Genomic DNA, 17506 nt, shown 5'->3' with positions numbered 1-17506 from the left:
CTTCCGGAATCCATGGGCTCCAGGGGAATGGACGGGCTGACCGAGCCGATCGTAGAACCGGACACCGAGGGGATGGCCATGTCGGGCAGGAAGGGGCGCAAGCCGGGCAAGACCCTGCGCCGCTGGATATGGCGCGGCATCATGGCCTGCGTCGTGCTCGCTATGATCCCGGTTGTACTGACCTTCCTGTATCTGCCCTCTTTCGTCCATCCGATCTCGACACTGATGATGAAGGATCTCGTCACCTTCAGCGGCTACGACCGACGCTGGGTGCCGCTTGAGGACGTGGCACCGGTCATGGTCCATTCGGTGATGATGTCGGAGGACGGCCAGTTCTGTTCGCATTACGGCATCGACCTCGGCGAGCTCAACGCCGTCATCGACGACGCCATGGCCGGAGAGCCGACCCGCGGCGCCTCGACCATCCCCATGCAGACGGTCAAGAACCTCTATCTGTGGCACGGCCGCTCGCTGCTGCGCAAAGTGATCGAGCTGCCGCTGGCCGTCTATTTCGACCTCGTGATGCCAAAGCATCGGATCATGGAAATCTATCTCAACATCGCCGAATGGGGGCCTAACATCTACGGCGTCGAGGCAGCCTCGCAACATTATTTCGGCAAGCCGGCGAAGGAGCTGAACCGCAGGCAGGCGGCACTGCTCGCCGTCACCTTGCCGAACCCGGCCATTCGCAACCCGGCCAGACCCTCGGCCGGCATGCGCCGTCTGGCCTCCGTGATCGAGCGCCGCGCCGCGCGCGCTGGCGACTATGTGGGCTGCGTCGATTAGACCGGTCTCCCAGCCACCCCCTCGCCCGCCCTTTTCGGCGCAATGCCGGAAAAAAATCCGCAGCGGGCTGGTCAAACCGTCCCGGCCCGTGTATAGGCACGCCACTTTCTGAAATATGGCCCGTCAGTGCGGCCCTTTCGCGAGGGAACACCGGGGCTTTGACCGATCGTAGTGGAGCAATTCCATGGCAGTACCTAAAAGAAAGACCTCGCCGTCCAAGCGTGGCATGCGCCGTTCCGCCGACGCGCTCAAGGCCCCGTCCTATGTCGAGGACAAGAACTCCGGCGAGCTGCGCCGTCCGCACCACATCGACCTGAAGACCGGCATGTATCGCGGTCGTCAGGTGCTGGAGCCCAAGGAAGGCTGACGCCTTTCGGGCCGCATGGCTAATGATGGGAAGACCGGCCCTTCGCCGGTCTTTTTCATTTCAGGGTTCTTTCGGCCGCCTTTGCATCGCCGTCGGCCTTCGCCGAGAAGGGCCGCCCGTCGGACCCATTCAAAACCGGAGCTAGACATGCTCGGCGCCGTTCCGCTGCTGATTATCCCCTTCATCCTCTACAATCTCGGCCTGACAGGGTTGTCTGGCGAGACCGGGCCCGATCCATGGGCGTACGAGATATTCTCGATGCGGATGATGTCGGGCGGCGTGTGGTCGATGACGCTCGGCGACGCGCTCGTGGTCGTGGCGCTGTTGCTGCTCTTCGTCGAGATCGTGAAGTCGACGCGCACGTCGAACGCGTCGATCGTCGACCATCTCCTGTCGACCTTCGTCTTCGTCGCCTATCTGGTCGAGTTCCTGCTGGTGCGCGGCGCCGCCCATTCGGTGTTCTTCACCCTCATGGTGATTGCCGCGATAGACGTGCTGGCCGGCTTCTCCGTCTCGCTGCGTTCAGCAGCACGAGACGTCAACCTGGGCAGCTGACAGGCTCCGGAAGCAGAGGCACGCCGGAGAACCGGCGTTGCCCTTGCCTGTTCGAACGCCAGGCTTCTCGAGACCCCGCGTCCGGGTCGCCCGATCAGCCCGCGTCGGCCTGGAAGCCCGCAGCCTCGATGCCGGCGACGGCGCAGGTTTCGTCATTGTCCGACGTGTCGCCCGATATGCCGACCGCGCCGATGATCTCGCCGTCGGCGCGGATCAGCACGCCGCCGGGCACCGGCACGATGCGGCCGTCAGCGACGCCGGACAGGCCGACCATGAAATGCGGCCGCTCGACCGCCGTCTTGCCGAGAGCCCGCGATCCCATGCCCGTGGCGAGTGCGCCGAAGGCCTTGCCGGAAGCGATTTCGGGCCTCAGGAACGAAGCGCCGTCCTGGCGCTGGAAAGCCACGAGATGGCCGCCGGCGTCGAGCACGGCGACACCGAGCGGCTTCAGGTCGAGTTCCCTCGCCTTGGCGAAGGCTGTGGCGATGATAGAGTTCGAGCTTGCAAGCGTCAGGCGTGGCATGGTTTCTCCTCTTGTCGCGTCAACCGTCCTGTTTAGGCCAGCGACAAGGATGTCGGTACTGTCTTCCTGATGGAAGCTGTTTTGCCGAGCAGAGGGAAGGGAAGTTCATGACGAGACGATTCGACCGGCCGGGCCGCTCGCCTGTTATCGCCGAGAACGGCATGGCCGCCACATCGCACCCGCTGGCGACCGCCTCGGCGCTCGCCGTGCTGAGGGAAGGCGGCAACGCGGTCGATGCAGCACTCGCCGCATCGGCGACGCTGGTCGTGGTGGAGCCGCACATGACCGGCATCGGCGGCGACTGCTTCGTCATCCTGGCCGAACCCGGGGGCGGTGTGCACGGCCTCAACGGATCGGGCCGGGCGCCTGCCGCGGCCGATGCCGCGCGGCTGCGCGCCATGGGCCTGCGGGCCATACCGGAGATCGGTCCGCACGCGGTGACCGTTCCCGGCGCGGTGAAGGCCTGGGAGACGCTCCATGCTCGTTTCGGCACGCTCCCCTTCGAAAGGCTTTTTGCCGATGCGATCCGCTATGCCGAGGAAGGCTACGCCGTGCACGCACGGGTGGCCGCCGACTGGGCCAAACTTGCCCAGGAACTGGCCGCCGACGAAGGCGCGGCGCGGCATTTCCTCATCGACGGCAAGGCGCCCGGGATCGGGGTCCGCCACGCCGTGCCGGCGCTCGGCGCGACATTGAGGCGGATCGCCAGGCACGGCGCCAAGGGTTTCTACGAAGGCGAGATCGGGGCCGAGATGGCCGCGACCGTTCAAGCCAAGGGCGGCACTCTCAGCGAAGCCGATCTCGCTGGCGTCGGCGCCGACTGGGTGGAGCCGATCTCTACCCGCTATGCCGGCCACGACATATTGGAGATCCCGCCGAACGGACAGGGCATCACCGCGCTGATCCTGCTCAACCTGATGCGAAGGCTCGGCACCGGCAGGCTCGCGCCCGACAGCGCCGAACGCTATCACCTCGAGATCGAGGCCGCCCGCCTGGCCTATTCCGTGCGCGACCACATGGTGGCGGATCCCGCGGCGATGCGGGTCAAGCCTGAAGTGCTTCTCGGCGAAGCCTACACGGAGGCGCTGGTCCGCAAGATAGACCCCGCGCGCCGGAACCCCGACATCGCACCCCCGAAAGCGCCGGCTTCCGACACGGTCTATCTCACCGTGGTCGACCGCGAGCGACGCGCCGTCTCCTTCATCAACTCCGTCTATGACGGTTTCGGCTCGAAGATCGTGACACCGAAATCGGCAATCGCGCTCCAGAACCGCGGCGCCTGCTTTTCGCTCGAGGAAGGCCATCCGAACGAACTCCGCCCCGGCAAGCGGCCGATGCACACGATCATCCCGGCCATGGCGATGAAGGACGGGCGGCCCGTGGTCTCGTTCGGCGTGATGGGTGGCGCTTATCAGCCGATGGGCCATGCCCATGTCTTCTCCAACCTCGCCGATCACGGCATGGACCCGCAGGAGGCGCTCGATCATGCCCGCCTGTTCTGGGGCGACGATCACGCGCTCGAGGCGGAAGCCGGGATCCCCGCCGACACCCGCACCGCACTGGCGGCGAAGGGGCATGCCGTGCGCGACGCGGCCAAGCCGCATGGCGGCGGCCAGGTGATCGTGATCGACGAGAAGAACGGCTTCCTGATCGCCGGTTCCGACCCGCGCAAGGACGGGCTGGCCCTTGGGTGGTAGGCGTCCCGGCTGGACATCCGGCCGGATAGCCTGACTCGTCAGCCTTGAAGCGACGATTCCAGCCTGGCGTAGCTCGCCTCCATGCCGTCTTCCATTCCCGTCGCCAGCATGGCCGTGCGCGTTTCGGCGTCCGGCAAGGTCATGCGCAGGGTCAGCAGCGTCCCGCTGTCCCTAGCCTCGAAGATGCTTTCGACATGGTTGTCCGGCGTCGGGTCGGGCAGATGCATGCGCTCGACATGGACAATGCGGCTGAACGGAACCAGCTCCAGATATTCGCCGGTCAGATGGAACCCGCCGCCCCTGCCGTCCGTCCATTCGTAACGGATCCTGCCGCCCGGCCGCGGCTCGCTGATGCAGACCGGCATCGTCCATCCGTCGGGACCGAGAAGCCACTTCTGGATCAGCTCGGGCTCGACATGGGCGCGATAGACCGCCTCGGGGGACGCCGCGAAGTGCCTGGTCACCACGACATGGGTGTCGCCTTCGGTTCGAAGCTGCAGTCTCGACATCGTCATTCCTTTCCTTCGCCTTTTTCCATGGTCGCCAGGAGCGCATCCAGGCGGTCGTAATTCGCGGCCAGCGCCTTGCGCATCATGCCGAGCCACTGATCGATCTCGGCAATGGCGACCGGTGAGAGCCGGCACGGCCGTCTGGTTCCCTCGACGCGCCGGCTGATCAGCCCGGCGCTTTCCAGGACCTTGATGTGCCGGGAGATGGCCGGTTGCGACATCGCGAAAGGCTGGGCGAGTTCCATCACCGTGGCTTCGCCCAAGGCCAGCCGGGCGAGGATCGCCCGGCGTGTGGGGTCGCCCAGCGCTGAAAACGCTGCGTCGAGATCTACCATTCCGTCTCCTTAACAATAGCATCCTTGTTATATAACAAGTTAGTTATGGTCAACTGGAAAGAGTCGGTTGCGCAGATGATGCCGGCGATGGTTGACGGGTCGAAGCCTCGACGCCCGCCGGGGCTTCGTTCCATGAACTCGCTGAGCAGGACTTGGTTGTTTTCGATCGGGCGCATACCCACCCGCAGGTTGCCGCCCTCGCGAGCCGACGGTGGCTCCGATCAGTTTTCCTGACGCTGGAACTCCGGCACCGACAGTTCGCCGCCGACCAGCACCCGTTCGTCGGCGCCGCAGGCGAATCCGCGCGCCTGCTCGTCCGCGATCCTGCGGGCCGTCTCGTTGGCTTTCGTATTGCCTGTCGCCATCACGAGACCGACCACGCAGCCGTCCCGCTCCGCGATCTGGCCGACCTTGGCAACGACGAGCACTTCCACCTGCCTGTCGGGATCTTCCGGATTGCTGACCGACCATCGATGGATGGTGGCGAAGGGAATGCGCAGGTCGCCATTCTCCTCGATGCGCCACTCGACCTTCGGCCCGGTTGAATTGAAGGCAGCGAAGCTCTCCCAAGTCGGAGCAAGATCGCCTGCGGGCGGAAAGCCGTAGAAGACGGATTCGCGCAGATCGGCCGAATAGATGATCACGGGATAGCCGCGGTAGCCGTTGCAGACCATGTTGGCGAACTGGCCTTCCTCCGCGTTCATGGCGAAGGTCGTGCAGTCTCGTCCCGTATCGAGGTCGGTATAGGTGCTCGTGATCTCACCCGCCTCCGCCCCAAAGCAGCAACAGGCGGCAAGGATTGCAGATAGCAGGAACCGGCGCATGGCAATCGGCCTGGTTGAGGATCATGCAAGCCTAGCGCCCGATTGCCCGGACGGCTAGCACCGAAAGATCATTCGGCCTTCTTGCGGTCGGAGTGACCGAGGTCGCGGCCCGGATCGACGACGTCACGGACGAGTTGCTTCAGCTTCGCCGCGTCGGGAAAGCCGCCGTCGCGCTTGCGTTCCCAGATCAGCACGTCGTTGCAGGTAACGCTGAACACGCCGCCGGTTCCCGGCACCAAGGTGACGGCGCCGAGGTCGGCGCCGAAGGTCGACAGGAGCTCCTGCGCCATCCAGGCCGCACGCAAGAGCCACTGGCACTGCGTGCAGTAGGTGATGCGGACTTCCGGCCGCTCGCTCATGCCGCGCCGAACTCGCTCATGCCACGCCGAGCTTGCTCATGCGGCGCTGAGCTTGGCCAACGTGGCTTCGTCGACTTCGAAATTCGCGTAGACGTTCTGGACGTCGTCGTCGTCCTCGAGCGTCGCGACCAGCTTCATCAGCGACTGGGCGCGCTCCTCGTCGACCGGCACCGTGTTCTGGGGCTGCCAGATCACCTTGACGCTTTCGGCTTCGCCGAGCGCGGTTTCCAGCGCCTTCGACACCTCTCCGACATTCTCGAAGGCGCAGAGGATGGTGTGGCCGTCCACGTCGGACTGTACGTCGTCGGCGCCCGCCTCGATCGCGGCCTCCATGACCTTGTCGGCGTCGCCCGCGGTCGCCGGATAGTAGATCTCGCCGACGCGGTTCCACATGAACGAAACCGACCCGGTCTCGCCCAACGCCCCGCCGGCCTTGGTGAAGGCGGCGCGGACATTCGAAGCGCTGCGGTTGCGGTTGTCGGTCAGCGCCTCGACGATGAGGGCAACACCACCTGGACCGTAGCCCTCGTAACGCACCTCGTCATAGTTATCGCCCTCGCCGCCCGCGGCCTTGTTGATGGCGCGCTGGATATTGTCCTTTGGCATAGACTGCGCCTTGGCGTTCTGTACCGCCAGCCTCAGGCGCGGGTTCATCGCCGGGTCGGGCGTGCCCGTCTTGGCGGCAACAGTGATTTCGCGCGCGAGCTTGGAGAACATCTTCGACTTGGCCGCATCCTGGCGGCCTTTGCGGTGCATGATGTTCTTGAATTGTGAATGGCCGGCCATGGAGCCCCTGTTCTTGTCGTCTCGATCTTTTGGAATGCCGCGCCTTATAGTTATTTTGCCATGAAACGTCCAGTCGCGGACGCCAAAATCCGCCACGCCGGCCTCGCGAAAACGTGAGGCGCGGGCGGCCGGTCCTTGCCATAGTGTCGGAAGCCGCGCCGCGGCGAGGGGAAACCGCCCGGAGGACCAGATCGATGCGCATGCTCACCGCCGTCGCCGCCCTTGTCGCTCTGCTTTTCGGCATGCCTCATGCATTCGCCCAGGAAGATCCGGTGCCGAGCAGCTGCGTCGCCATGGCGAACGCTCTGCCTGCAGCGACCTATATCGGCTTCGCGCCCACCGGCGCCACTAGTGGTGGTGAGGTCCGCTTCACCTATGCCGGCCATTCGACCTACATCATCGAGACGCCGGCCGGCGTGCGCATCGCCACCGACTTCAGCGGCGTCTACGGTAGTGATCCCTTGCCGCGCGTCGTCACGATGAACAAGGCGCACCGCACCCACTACACCGACTTTGTCGATCCCGGCATCGAATATGTGCTGCGCGGCTGGAATCCCGATGGCGGGCCGGCCAAGCATCGGCTGGTCGTGGACGATGTCTATATCCGCAACGTGCCGACCGACATCCGCCGCTTCGACCAGATGGAGAAGGACGGCAACTCGATCTTCATCTTCGAGGTGGCCGGGCTCTGCATCGGCCATCTCGGACATCTGCATCACGATCTGGAGGATGCGCATTACGCGGCGATCGGCCGCCTCGACGTGGTGATGGTGCCGGTCGACGGCGGCATGACGCAGTCGCTGGCGAACATGCGCGAGATTACCCGCCGCCTCTATTCGTCGGTCGTGCTGCCGATGCACCGGCATTCGACGCCGCTCGAGGAGTTCACCCTCGGCATGGGCGAAGGCTTCGCCATCGATTTCCGCGAGAGCCGGTCGTTCTCTTTGTCGCTGGCGACCCTGCCGGACCGTCCCACCATCATCGTCCTCGATGGCGTGTAGGCCTGTGCTCTGTAGAGGCGGTGCTTAGTCGCACAGGTGCCGCGACGTCGGGCGCCGGAGTGCCCATGCGGGCATGGATCGCGTCAACGCCCCGTTGCTCATTCGCTGCACGCCCTCTTCCACGCGATAGCAGCAGCGCCGCCTCCGGATCTCGGCGTTCACGCGCGCTCCGCTCTTCGTTGACCTTGTTCTCAGGCGCCAGGGAGCGGGACAGTCTCCGGGAGAGGAATTGCGGCCTCCTTCAGCCCGGCGGCAATCAGCACGCTTGCAGTTTGCAGCAAGAGCGGAACGGCTTCGCCCGCTTCAAGCATCTGCGAACTGACGAATGCGCCATTGACAAGCAGTGCGAGCTGGCCCGCAAGTTCGTCGGGGCGGTCGGTGCCCAGCCGCTCGGCGATTCCCTTCAACCGACTCCTCATTTCGCGTTTGTGGGCCGCCGCGACCTTGCGCGCGGGGTGATCGGCCTCCGGAAACTCTGCGGCAACGTTGATCTGCGGGCAACCGCGATAGTTCGGTCGCCCGACCCGCTCGCCGATCCACTCCAGCTGCGCGTCGAGTTCCGCCCGTGCGTCATCCTTGTGTATTTGCGCCACACGATCCCAAGTGCCCCAGAAGTCCTCATCCTCGCGCGCGAGGAAGGCGGCGACGAGATCGTCCTTGGTGCCGAAATGCCGGTAGAGGCTGGTCTTGGCGACGCCTGCCTCCTCGACCACGAGGTCAACCCCCACGGCGCGCACGCCCCGCTGGTAGAAGAGCGATGAAGCGGTTTCGAGAATTCTCTCCCGCACGTCGACACCATCCTTGCTGCCCGGGCTGACCGCTCTTGTCGACATCACGTACCTCCAATGTCGGCAATCTAGCACAGGCGCGCTTGACGCGCTACAGACTTGTATGTATCGATAAAACAAACAGGTCTGTATCGCGGAGGAAATCGATGACTGTTCGCCTGCCGGTAGCCTCGAACCAGCATCAGGCCGTCGCGGTCTTCGGCGCGGCCGGCCATACGGGGCGTTTCGTCGTCGCGGAACTGCTGCGCCGGGGCATTACCCCGATCGCCGTCGCGCGCAGCGTGGCGAAGCTGGCGGAATTCGGATTCGAGGAACGCGGCATCGAGGTGCGGGGTGCTTCGGCGGAGGACCCGGACTCACTCGATCGCGCCTTCAGGGGCGCGGCGGCCGTCATCAACTGCGCCGGACCCTTTCTCGACACGGCCGATGCCGTGGCTTCCGCGGCGATTCGCATGGGAATCCATTATCTCGATGTCACGGCCGAGCAGCCGAGCGCACGGGCGACCTTCGAGACATTCGACAAGGCGGCGCGCAATGCCGGCGTGCTCGTCATTCCGGCAATGGGCTTTTATGGCGGCTTTGCCGACCTGCTCGTGACGACAGCCATGGGCGATTGGGATTTCGCGGACGAGATCATGGTCGGCATCGCGCTCGACCGTTGGCATCCAACCCAAGGCACGCGAGTGACGGGCGAGAAGAACACCGCCCGGCGCATGATCGTCGCCAACGGGCAGCTTTCACCTGTGCCCCTGCCCGCCGCCGAGATGGACTGGGATTTCCCGGAGCCGTTCGCACGGCAAGCGGTCGTAGAGCTCCCATTCTCGGAGATCGTCGTGATTGCCCGACACACCCGGTCATCCGAGCTCCACACCTATCTCAATCGCACCGCTCTTCGTGACATCAGGGACACCACAACGCCGCCGCCGGAACCCGCGGATGACGAAGGCCGATCCGCTCAGGTCTTCCTGGTCGAGGCGATCGTGCGAAACGGCGTGCACAGCCGTCGGATCGCCGCGCAGGGGCGGGACATCTACGCCTTCTCGGCGCCGCTCATATGCGAAGCCGTTCAGCGCATCCTTGACGGCAGGGCCCGAGGCAGCGGGGCCCAGGCCCCCGGCGCCGTTTTCGATGCCCGCGACTTCCTCGACGCCTTGCCGCTCGAACATTTGTCATTCGTGCTCTCGGACGATGAGCACCGGACCGCATCTCCCCTTTCCAGGCCGTGAGGTAGACATGTCGAACCAGTCCATCCAGGCCCGGATCCTCAGGTCGCTTCACATTCCGGGCCACCCGCTTGTCTTGTTCAATGTCTGGGACGCGGGCAGCGCCAAGGCCGTGGCCGCCAGCGGTGCCCGGGCGCTCGCCACGGGGAGTTGGTCCGTCGCGGCCGCACACGGCTTCACGGACGGGGAGCAGATGCTCCTCGACCTTTGTCTTGCCAACCTGCAACGGATCGTAGGGGTGACCGATCTTCCCGTCACGATCGATTTGGAAAGTGGTTATGGAGCCGACCCCATAGCGGTCGGGGAGACGGTTCTGCGCGCATTGCGGGCCGGGGCCGTCGGCTGCAACATCGAGGACAGCTTCCCGGGAAGCGGATCGCTCCGCGAGGCCTACGAGCAAGCGGCCCGGCTCAAGGCCGCCAAAGCCGCGGCCGACGCAGCCGGGATCCCGGCATTCATCAACGCCCGCACGGACGTCTTCTTCCAGGCCGGGCCGGACCAACACGACGAGGGCATGGTCGAGGCGGCCCTCCAACGTGGTCGGTTCTATGCCGACGCGGGGGCTGACTGTCTGTTCGTTCCCGGCTTGGTCGACGAGAGGCTCATCGGCCGTCTGGTCGAAGGTTCAGCGCTCCCGGTGAACATCATGGCAGGCGAGCGCACGCCGCCCGCCGCAAGGCTTGCCGAGTTGGGCGTGGCCCGGATCAGCCACGGACCGGGTCCATACCTTCTCGCCATGCGCGCTCTGGAGAATGCTGCGAAAGCAGCTTTTGAAAAGACCAGAACCCTCCCAGGTCAACCGCTTGCCTAGCAACTGGTAGTGTTTGCCACTGCATCGAAGTGACTGCCCGGCTCAGCCCTCCAGATCGGCCTTCAACCGTTCGAGGATGCTGGCGGCGTGCGTCGCGTATCCGCTGATCCAGCGATCGTGGATCTGCTTGATCGGAAGCGCGTTCAGGTGGTTCCAGCGTTCCCGCCCCTGACGCTGGGCGATTACGAGATCCGCCTCTTCCAGGACCTTCAGATGCTGCATCACGGTGCAGCGGTCCATGTCGGGGAAGGCGTCGCACAAGGCACCCGTCGTCTGGGGCGCCTCCTTCAGCCGATCGAGCATCTGACGCCGCCGCGGATGCGCCAAAGCTTTGAAAACATGATCGTCTTTCGATTCGATTGACATGTTATATTTTTATAACATATTGTCATCAGACGCAAGCAAGGAGGCGTGTCATGTCCCTCGGTTTCAGGATTTCGGGCCGGATTTCCAAGCCCGCCGCGGAAGTGTTCGACGCAGTGGTAAACCCAAAGAAGCTCAGCGGCTATTTTACCACGATCGGCGGGGCGAGCGCCCCGATTGTCGAAGGCACCACGGTCACATGGTGGGGGGAGGTCCCCGTCGAGGTCGACGAGGTGTCCAAGGACAGGCGCATCGTGCTGCGCTGGGATGCGAGCGTCCCCGAAGGCGAGCCTGGCTACAAGACGCGGATCGAGATGAATTTCGAGCAACTCGACGACGGCGGCACGCTGGTCACCATCTCCGAAGCGGGCTGGCACGAGGGCGAGAACGGGCTGAGGAAGTCCTATCTCAACTGCGAAGGCTGGACACAGATGCTGTGCTCGATGAAGGCCTTCCTCGAATACGGCATCAACCTCCGCGACGGCTTCTACCGCAGCGAGATGCACGGCGAGCCCGCCCGCGAAACCAATATCTGAAACCAGCAGGCGTGGATGCCGGCGCATCCACCGGCCTCAATCGCGGACGCGACCGCTCCGGGCCGCCCGTTTTCGCGCAACGTGGCGCGGGCAGCGCAGTCGAGCGCTCCAACGGCTGATCTCGTCGACCTCTGGCAGAACACGCACTCAACCCGCGAGATAGGCCGAGTGCAGGATGGACGGGTCGCGGCGGAGCTGCTCCGGATCGCCGGCGAAACGGATGCGCCCGCGCTCCATGACATAGGCGAAATGGGCGAGCTTCAGCGCGATATGGGTGAACTGCTCGATCAAAAGCACGCCCACGCCCTGCTCGGCGAGCCTGGTGATGACCGGCACCAGGCGCGCCACGATCACCGGCGCCAGCCCGAACGACAGCTCGTCGGCGAGGATGTAGCGCGGCCGGCAGACGATCGCCTGGGCCAGCGCCACCATCTGCTGCTGTCCGCCCGACATGTCGCCCGCGCGCTGCGACAATCGTGCCCGCAACTCCGGAAACGTGTCGAGCGCCGTCTCGATCGCCGCCGCGAGCTCGGTCCGCGACAGATGGCTGCCGGCCGCCTTCAGATTGTCCTCGACACTGAGTTCGGTCAGTACCTGATGGCCTTCGGGCACGGCCGCAACGCCGAGGCTGCGCACAGCCTCCGGACGAAGGCCGGTGAGCGACCGGCCGTCGGCCTCGATGCTGCCTGAAGTCGCGCCGAGCGCGCCGGCGACGGCGAGCACGAGGCTGCTCTTACCGGCGCCGTTTGCTCCAAGCAGCGTCGTCACCTTGCCCGGCTCGATGGTGAGGTCGACCCCGTGCAGCACCTGCTTGCCGCCGCGCGAGACGGCGAGCCCTTTTATCTCCAGACCCGTGCTCACGCCGCGTCCTCCTCGAAGACGCCGAGATAGGCGGCCTGGACCTTGGGGTCCTTGAGCACCTCGGCTGTCGGTCCGTAGGCCAGCTTCGATCCGAAATCGAGGACCAGCGTCGCCTGGCAGGTCGCTGAGATCAGATCCACGTCGTGATCGACGAGCAGCACCTGCGCGCCGCAGAAATCGGGTATGCCGAGGATCACGTCCCTGAGATGCGCGGCCTCGTCCTGGCTGAGCCCTGCTCCCGGTTCGTCCATCATCACCAGCTTCGGGGTACCCGACATGGTACGTGCGATTTCCACCATGCGGCGGTCATGCGCGTTGAGCTCATGCCCGAGGGCGGCCGCCTTCTGGGCGAGACCGACATAGTCGAGCACCTTGCAGACCAATTGCGTGGCCGGCACGCCGCCGATCGGCACATTGTCGAGCACGGCCATGATATTGTCGGCGACGCTGAGGTTCTCCACCACCTGCTCGTTCTGGAAGGTGCGGCGGATACCGAAGCCTGCCCGGCGATGAACCTGCAGTTTGAGCACGTCCTGCCCGGCGACGCGAACCGTGCCGGCGGCCGGCCGCACGAAACCGGACAACACGTTGAGCAGCGTGGTCTTGCCGGCGCCGTTCGGTCCGACGAACCCGGTGATGCGTTCCGGCAGGACGGCGCTCAGCTCGCTCAGGCTCTTGACCCCGCCGAACCGGACGGTGAGACCTTCGATCTCGATCATGTCCGCGCCCTCCCGAACAGGGTCTGAACTTTTGCCGCCACCAACTTTGCGAAGTCGCCGAGCTGGCCGGCGATTCCGTTCGGTGCGGTGGTCAGAGCATGAAGCAGGCCGATGCCGAAGATAATGGTGGCTATGTTGCCGTCGACCCTGAAGTCGTTGAGCAGGGCCGGGAAGGCGCGCAGGAGCAGGCCGGCGATGATCGGCCCGATCCAGCTATAGGCCCCACCGATCACCGAGATGGCGAAGAGCATGATCGACTGGCTGGCCGGGAAGGCCGTGGCGTCGAGCTGGCCGACGCCGCCCGCCAGGAGGCCGCCGGAGATTCCGGCCAGGAAACCCGCCAGCGTGAAGGCCCAGACCTTGTAGGCGACGATGTTCACACCGCCCGCCAGCGCGCAGATTTCGCCACGCCGTATCATCGCCCAGGCCCGGCCGGGTCTGCCGCGAATGTGCAGCCACACGATCAGATAGCATATTGCGACCACCACGACCGCGTAGCGGAAATAGGCCTCGTCCGTGCCGGCGAGCAGGGGACGCTCCATCATCTGGCGTGCCGTACCCATGCTCTTGCCCAGGATCCCGGGGCCGCCATCGGGGAATCCGAAAGCGCTGATCAGCACCTGCAGCGCGCCGGCTGTCATCAGCGTGACGATCGCAAGATAGAGGCCGCGCATGCGCAGCGCCGGCAGGCCGGTCACAAGGCCGACGAGGGCCGCCGCCAGTCCCCCGCCCAGCAGAGCGAGTTCAAAAGGCAGGCCGGTACCGTGGGCGATGCGCAGAGCGAACCAGCCGCCGACGCCGAGCAATGCATATTGGGCGAGCGAAATCATGCCGAGCTGGGCGTAGAGCAGGCTTACGCTCAGGCTGGCGAGCACCAGCGCCGTCACCGAGATCATGGTGCGCAGCCAATAGCCGCTCATCATCTCCGGCAGGAAATAGAGGAACAGGGCGATTGCGGCGGCAACCGCTCCTGTGAGCGTCCAGTTGCGGGCGGAGGCGGCAGCCGGCGCGAAGGACATGGTGTGATCTGTCACAGCATCCCTCCCCTCACCGGTAGATCGAGACGGGACGGCGCTGCATCCAGATCAGGGCCGCCACGGCGAACAGGAAGGGAACCGCGGTTCGGAACGGCCCGATCACCGGAACGGGCGTCAGCAGCGCCTCACAGACGCCGATGACCACACCCCCGGCGACGGTCAGCGGCAGCGAGGTGAAGCGCCCGATGACGGCGGCCGCGATCGCAGGGATCACCGCGAAGGTCAGCGCCGGTCCGCTCAGACGCAGCATATCGGCGAGAAGCAGGCCGCTGACTCCAGCCAGGACGCCGGAGATCACCCAGGCCCAGGCATCGGCCCGAAGCACCTTGATGCCGAGCATGGCGGAAAGATCGCGATTGTTGGCGAGAGCCCGCATTTCGAGGCCGAGCCGACTCCTGGCGAGGAAGATCATGACCGCGATGGTGGCGAGCACCGCTATGGCGAAGGCGCCGGCGCGGGTGACGGTGATGCGCACGCCGAGGAGGGAGAAACTCATCGTGTCGGTCGGCAGGCGAAGCCGCCGCGGCGCCTCGCCCCAGACGTAACCCATGACGCCGATCAGGACGAGCGCGAAGGCGAGCGTGCCGACGGCGCGCATGACCGGGTCGCCATAGGCGAGCCGTGGCGCCAGCACGCGCCCATAGAACAGCGAGGCCAGGGTCGCGGCGAGGATGCCTGCGCCCCAGCCGAGAATCTGGTAGCCGCCGTTCTCGACGATCGACCAAGCGATGAAGGCGCCCAGGGCGCCGAGCGCGCCCTGGGCGAAATTGACCACGCCAGAGGCCCGGTAGAGCACCACGATGCCGACCGCCGACAGGACATAGGTCGCCGCGACCGCGAGACCCGACACGAGGAACGGCGTGAAATCGGGCATGGCCTACTGCCGGATACCGATCTTCTTCTCGTATTCGTGGACGTCGGCCAGTTCCGGGTCCTCGGCGTCGATGCAGCCGGGCTTGGCGACCAGCTTGCCGTCCTTCACCATGGCCACGGGGCCGGAATTGTTGGCGTTATGGCGCGGCGCATCGCCGATGTACCAGGGCTTGCAGAAGATATCGCTTTCGAACCTGGTCACGCCACGGAGCGCCGCCGTCACCGTCGGCCTGTCGATCTTGGCGGGATCGAGCTTCATCAGCGTTTCGGCCGTCACGCGGGCGGCCAGATAACCGGCCTGCGAAAAGGTGTCGCGCGGGTCGGAGGACGAGCCGTGCTCATCCATCACGGCCAGCCAGTTGTCCATATCGGGGGTGCCCGCGTCGGCCGCGTTCATCTCCATGTCGACGGTCACCTTGCCGTTCCAATAGTCGCCGATTGCCGTCGGGAAATCGGGATTGTAAAGCGATGCCGGGCCCATCCAGTGGACCTTGTCGGCGAGATCCTGTTCCTCGGCTGCCGCGAAGATCGGCACGGCGATCTCCTTGGGCGTGCTCACCGAAATGACGTCGGGCTCGAAGGCCATGGCCTGGAGCACCAGCGACGTCGCGTCCATGCTGCCGGGATCGAAGGCGATGGTCATGCCGTCGCCGCCATTCGACTTGATCCATTCGATGGCGCCGTTGCACGACCATTCCCCGACATTGGGAATGTTGGGCGCGAAGCAGACCACCTTTTTGATCTCGCCGGGATAGCTGTTGTAGAGGTCGATCAGCGCCTTCGTGTTGCTGACGCGCGGACCCGCATTGGTGGGCGCGTAGTTCTTCTGGAAGAAGCAGTCGCGTGGCACGCCGACGCCGGCCACCACCATGATGTCCTCGGCCTCGTAGATGCCCTGGTTGGCGCCGCAGTCGATGAAGCTCATATTGCCGACCAGCGCGACCGCGCCCTTGTCCTTGATCAGCTTGGCGGCGACCTGCGAAGCCTGCTCGGGATTCCAGCCGTCGTCCTCGAGCATATATTCGACCGGGCGGCCGTTGATGCCGCCATTGGCGTTGAGGCATTTGAAATAGGCAGCGGCCGCCTTGCCCGACGAGCTGAAGTCGGCCGGGCCGACGATGCTCACGATGCCGCCGATCACGATCGGCTCGCCGCTGGCCGCCTGCCCCGTCGAGGCGCCGCATTTGGCCGCGGCCTCGGCCCCGCCTATGGCCGCAGCAAAGGCTCCGACGGCCAGGAGCACGCCGGTCACTATCGATTTCAGATGCATCTTCCTTCTCCCATTTTGCCTCGGACCGGCGGCTTTGCTCCTCCCGCTCGGCCTCCGAGGCGTCACCAATTATAGTTTGGTTCCCAACTATATTCGAACAGGTTCTCCCCGTCGCGCGTTTTTTTCGGGGCTGAGCCCTTTTGCTCTCCATCGTTTCGTCGCCGCGTCGCTCTCTCCGACGCGCCGCGGAACACCTCTCAGCCGGGGCGACCACTATAGTCCGGCGTGGGACGGGCGCTTGCCTGCGAAGCCCGGCAGTCTTGACTGGCAGGCGCAATACCGACCGCTCGCCTTCTGCCTAGCGGTTCGGACAGCCCTCGTCTTGGAGATGCACGCAGGTCATGTTGGAGAAAAGCGCAAGGGCTACGCCCTTGGGGGATCCTTGTCGTGACGGACCTAGGCGAAGCGATGTTGTTACCATTCTCGCGAAATCGGTAACAACAAAGGAGCTGACTTTCGAAAGGCTTCAGCCGTTGGACAGAGACAGGCCCTTGGCGCGGTCGCGCAGCAGCGACAGCAGCTCGGCCCGGCGCGGCTCGGGCGTGTCGATCGGCAGCACGAAGCAGAGCGTGCGCGCGATGGCGCCGTAGCCGTCGCGGATGGGCGCGGCCATGCACCAGGTGAAACGGTCCGCAAGCGCCGAGGTCTCGCTGAAACCCTGCGCCCGCGCCGCGGCGACCTCGGCGAGGAAATCGTCCTCGCGGATCACTCGGCCGTCAGGCAGCCTGTAATCTTCGGCCGGGACGAAAGCGCGAATCTCCTCGTCGCTCATATGGCCGAGCAACAGCCGGCCCGATGCGGTCCACGGCGTCGGCACCTCGACGCCGACATCGCTGGAGATGCGGAAAGGCCCCGGAGAATCGCGGCAGTCCAGCACGACATATTTGTTGCCACGCATGCCGCAGAGCTGAACCGTCTCGCCCGTCTCGGCCGCCAGCCGGTCCATCGTCTCGATGATGCGGCGGTAATGCACGTTGTGATGGCTGTAGGCCCAGCCGAACAGATGCATGGCGCGACCGAAATAGACATGCCCCTCGCCGCCGACATTCTCCAGCATCTCGGCTTCGAGCAGGCTGTTGACGATCTCGTAGGTGGTCGAGCGCGGCGCGTTGATCATCTTGGCGAGGTCCCCGACCCTGACCGGCGCACGATGCTTGAGCAGCGCCTCGAGCAGCATGATGACCCGGTCGATGCCGCGCCGGCGCTCGCCGCCGCGCGCCGCCTCGCCGGCGGTGTTTCCACCGAGATCGATCGCTTCATTGCTCATGGAGATGCCGTCCGGA

At 65.2% G+C, this 17506-nt stretch carries 22 protein-coding genes; 8 read left to right on the top strand and 14 right to left on the bottom strand.

Translation table 11 applies throughout. The features are described from left to right. Positions 1–27 precede the first annotated feature (27 nt). From JN302_RS08935 to JN302_RS08925, 3 genes are all read left to right on the top strand, one after another. On the top strand, positions 28–786 hold the full coding sequence (locus tag JN302_RS08935; RefSeq protein ID WP_202334233.1) for a biosynthetic peptidoglycan transglycosylase: 759 nt from the start codon (positions 28–30) through the stop codon (positions 784–786). A gap of 184 nt (positions 787–970) precedes the next feature. Beyond that, positions 971–1153 carry a 50S ribosomal protein L32 gene (rpmF, locus tag JN302_RS08930; protein ID WP_202311366.1) on the top strand — a complete coding sequence of 61 codons (183 nt, stop codon included), beginning with the start codon at positions 971–973 and terminating at the stop codon, positions 1151–1153. Between the two features lie 147 nt (positions 1154–1300). Continuing rightward, positions 1301–1708, top strand: a complete 408-nt coding sequence (locus JN302_RS08925; protein ID WP_202332632.1) for a hypothetical protein — start codon at positions 1301–1303, stop codon at positions 1706–1708. Positions 1709–1802: 94 nt separating this feature from the next. On the opposite strand, the gene JN302_RS08920 is transcribed toward JN302_RS08925, so the two are convergent. Continuing rightward, a complete protein-coding gene (locus JN302_RS08920; protein WP_202311363.1) occupies positions 1803–2231 on the bottom strand; it encodes a GlcG/HbpS family heme-binding protein in 429 nt (142 codons plus the stop codon). 107 nt (positions 2232–2338) lie between these two features. On the opposite strand from JN302_RS08920, the gene JN302_RS08915 reads away from it, so the two are divergent. Next, positions 2339–3928, top strand: a complete 1590-nt coding sequence (locus JN302_RS08915; protein ID WP_244846259.1) for a gamma-glutamyltransferase family protein — start codon at positions 2339–2341, stop codon at positions 3926–3928. A gap of 38 nt (positions 3929–3966) precedes the next feature. Here JN302_RS08915 and JN302_RS08910 read toward each other — a convergent pair whose 3' ends face one another. The 5 genes from JN302_RS08910 to JN302_RS08890 form a co-directional block, all read right to left on the bottom strand. Then, complete coding sequence (locus JN302_RS08910; RefSeq protein WP_244846258.1) at positions 3967–4443, bottom strand: SRPBCC domain-containing protein; 477 nt, start codon at positions 4441–4443, stop codon at positions 3967–3969. Further along, a complete protein-coding gene (locus JN302_RS08905; protein WP_202311362.1) occupies positions 4440–4772 on the bottom strand; it encodes an ArsR/SmtB family transcription factor in 333 nt (110 codons plus the stop codon). Before JN302_RS08905 ends, JN302_RS08910 begins: the two co-directional genes overlap by 4 nt. Before the next feature lie 221 nt (positions 4773–4993). Then, entirely contained in the window at positions 4994–5596 is a 603-nt protein-coding gene (locus tag JN302_RS08900; protein WP_202311361.1) for a hypothetical protein, read from the bottom strand. 68 nt (positions 5597–5664) lie between these two features. Continuing rightward, entirely contained in the window at positions 5665–5955 is a 291-nt protein-coding gene (locus JN302_RS08895) for a SelT/SelW/SelH family protein (protein WP_202311360.1), read from the bottom strand. Between the two features lie 36 nt (positions 5956–5991). After that, on the bottom strand, positions 5992–6741 hold the full coding sequence (locus JN302_RS08890) for a YebC/PmpR family DNA-binding transcriptional regulator (protein ID WP_202311359.1): 750 nt from the start codon (positions 6739–6741) through the stop codon (positions 5992–5994). Between the two features lie 194 nt (positions 6742–6935). On the opposite strand from JN302_RS08890, the gene JN302_RS08885 reads away from it, so the two are divergent. Further along, positions 6936–7742, top strand: a complete 807-nt coding sequence (locus JN302_RS08885; RefSeq protein ID WP_202332631.1) for an MBL fold metallo-hydrolase — start codon at positions 6936–6938, stop codon at positions 7740–7742. Positions 7743–7933: 191 nt separating this feature from the next. On the opposite strand, the gene JN302_RS08880 is transcribed toward JN302_RS08885, so the two are convergent. Continuing rightward, on the bottom strand, positions 7934–8575 hold the full coding sequence (locus tag JN302_RS08880) for a TetR/AcrR family transcriptional regulator (protein WP_202311356.1): 642 nt from the start codon (positions 8573–8575) through the stop codon (positions 7934–7936). Positions 8576–8676: 101 nt separating this feature from the next. Between JN302_RS08880 and JN302_RS08875 the strand changes: the two genes are divergently transcribed. Together JN302_RS08875 and JN302_RS08870 are read left to right on the top strand one after the other, a co-directional pair. Then, on the top strand, positions 8677–9756 hold the full coding sequence (locus tag JN302_RS08875; RefSeq protein ID WP_202332630.1) for a saccharopine dehydrogenase family protein: 1080 nt from the start codon (positions 8677–8679) through the stop codon (positions 9754–9756). Beyond that, positions 9659–10564 carry an isocitrate lyase/PEP mutase family protein gene (locus JN302_RS08870; RefSeq protein WP_342215932.1) on the top strand — a complete coding sequence of 302 codons (906 nt, stop codon included), beginning with the start codon at positions 9659–9661 and terminating at the stop codon, positions 10562–10564. Before JN302_RS08875 ends, JN302_RS08870 begins: the two co-directional genes overlap by 98 nt. A gap of 42 nt (positions 10565–10606) precedes the next feature. Here the strand turns inward: JN302_RS08870 and JN302_RS08865 are convergent, their stop codons facing one another. Continuing rightward, positions 10607–10930, bottom strand: a complete 324-nt coding sequence (locus tag JN302_RS08865; protein ID WP_202332628.1) for an ArsR/SmtB family transcription factor — start codon at positions 10928–10930, stop codon at positions 10607–10609. 50 nt (positions 10931–10980) lie between these two features. Here JN302_RS08865 and JN302_RS08860 point away from each other — a divergent pair, with 50 nt between their 5' ends. Continuing rightward, complete coding sequence (locus JN302_RS08860; protein ID WP_202311347.1) at positions 10981–11463, top strand: SRPBCC domain-containing protein; 483 nt, start codon at positions 10981–10983, stop codon at positions 11461–11463. 147 nt (positions 11464–11610) lie between these two features. Here JN302_RS08860 and JN302_RS08855 read toward each other — a convergent pair whose 3' ends face one another. From JN302_RS08855 to JN302_RS08830, 6 genes are all read right to left on the bottom strand, one after another. After that, entirely contained in the window at positions 11611–12324 is a 714-nt protein-coding gene (locus tag JN302_RS08855) for an ABC transporter ATP-binding protein (RefSeq protein WP_202332627.1), read from the bottom strand. Next, the gene (locus tag JN302_RS08850; RefSeq protein ID WP_202332626.1) at positions 12321–13043 is read right to left on the bottom strand and encodes an ABC transporter ATP-binding protein; all 723 of its coding nucleotides are present in this window, start codon (positions 13041–13043) and stop codon (positions 12321–12323) included. The genes JN302_RS08855 and JN302_RS08850 overlap by 4 nt, the downstream gene beginning before the upstream one ends. After that, positions 13040–14077: a branched-chain amino acid ABC transporter permease gene (locus tag JN302_RS08845; protein WP_244846257.1), complete on the bottom strand. Its 1038-nt coding sequence runs from the start codon at positions 14075–14077 to the stop codon at positions 13040–13042. Before JN302_RS08845 ends, JN302_RS08850 begins: the two co-directional genes overlap by 4 nt. Positions 14078–14090: 13 nt before the next feature. Further along, positions 14091–14954 carry a branched-chain amino acid ABC transporter permease gene (locus tag JN302_RS08840; RefSeq protein ID WP_202311341.1) on the bottom strand — a complete coding sequence of 288 codons (864 nt, stop codon included), beginning with the start codon at positions 14952–14954 and terminating at the stop codon, positions 14091–14093. A gap of 3 nt (positions 14955–14957) precedes the next feature. Then, positions 14958–16223 (bottom strand): ABC transporter substrate-binding protein, encoded by a 1266-nt coding sequence (locus tag JN302_RS08835; protein WP_202332625.1) that lies wholly within the window; start codon positions 16221–16223, stop codon positions 14958–14960. A 466-nt stretch (positions 16224–16689) separates the two neighbouring features. Further along, on the bottom strand, positions 16690–17490 hold the full coding sequence (locus JN302_RS08830) for an IclR family transcriptional regulator (protein WP_202332624.1): 801 nt from the start codon (positions 17488–17490) through the stop codon (positions 16690–16692). Positions 17491–17506: the final 16 nt, after the last annotated feature.

The sequence above is a fragment of the Mesorhizobium sp. L-8-3 genome (assembly GCF_016756615.1).
Lineage (GTDB): Bacteria > Pseudomonadota > Alphaproteobacteria > Rhizobiales > Rhizobiaceae.
Note: the sequence above shows the minus strand (reverse complement) of the source record. Positions and strands in the feature narration are given on the sequence as shown.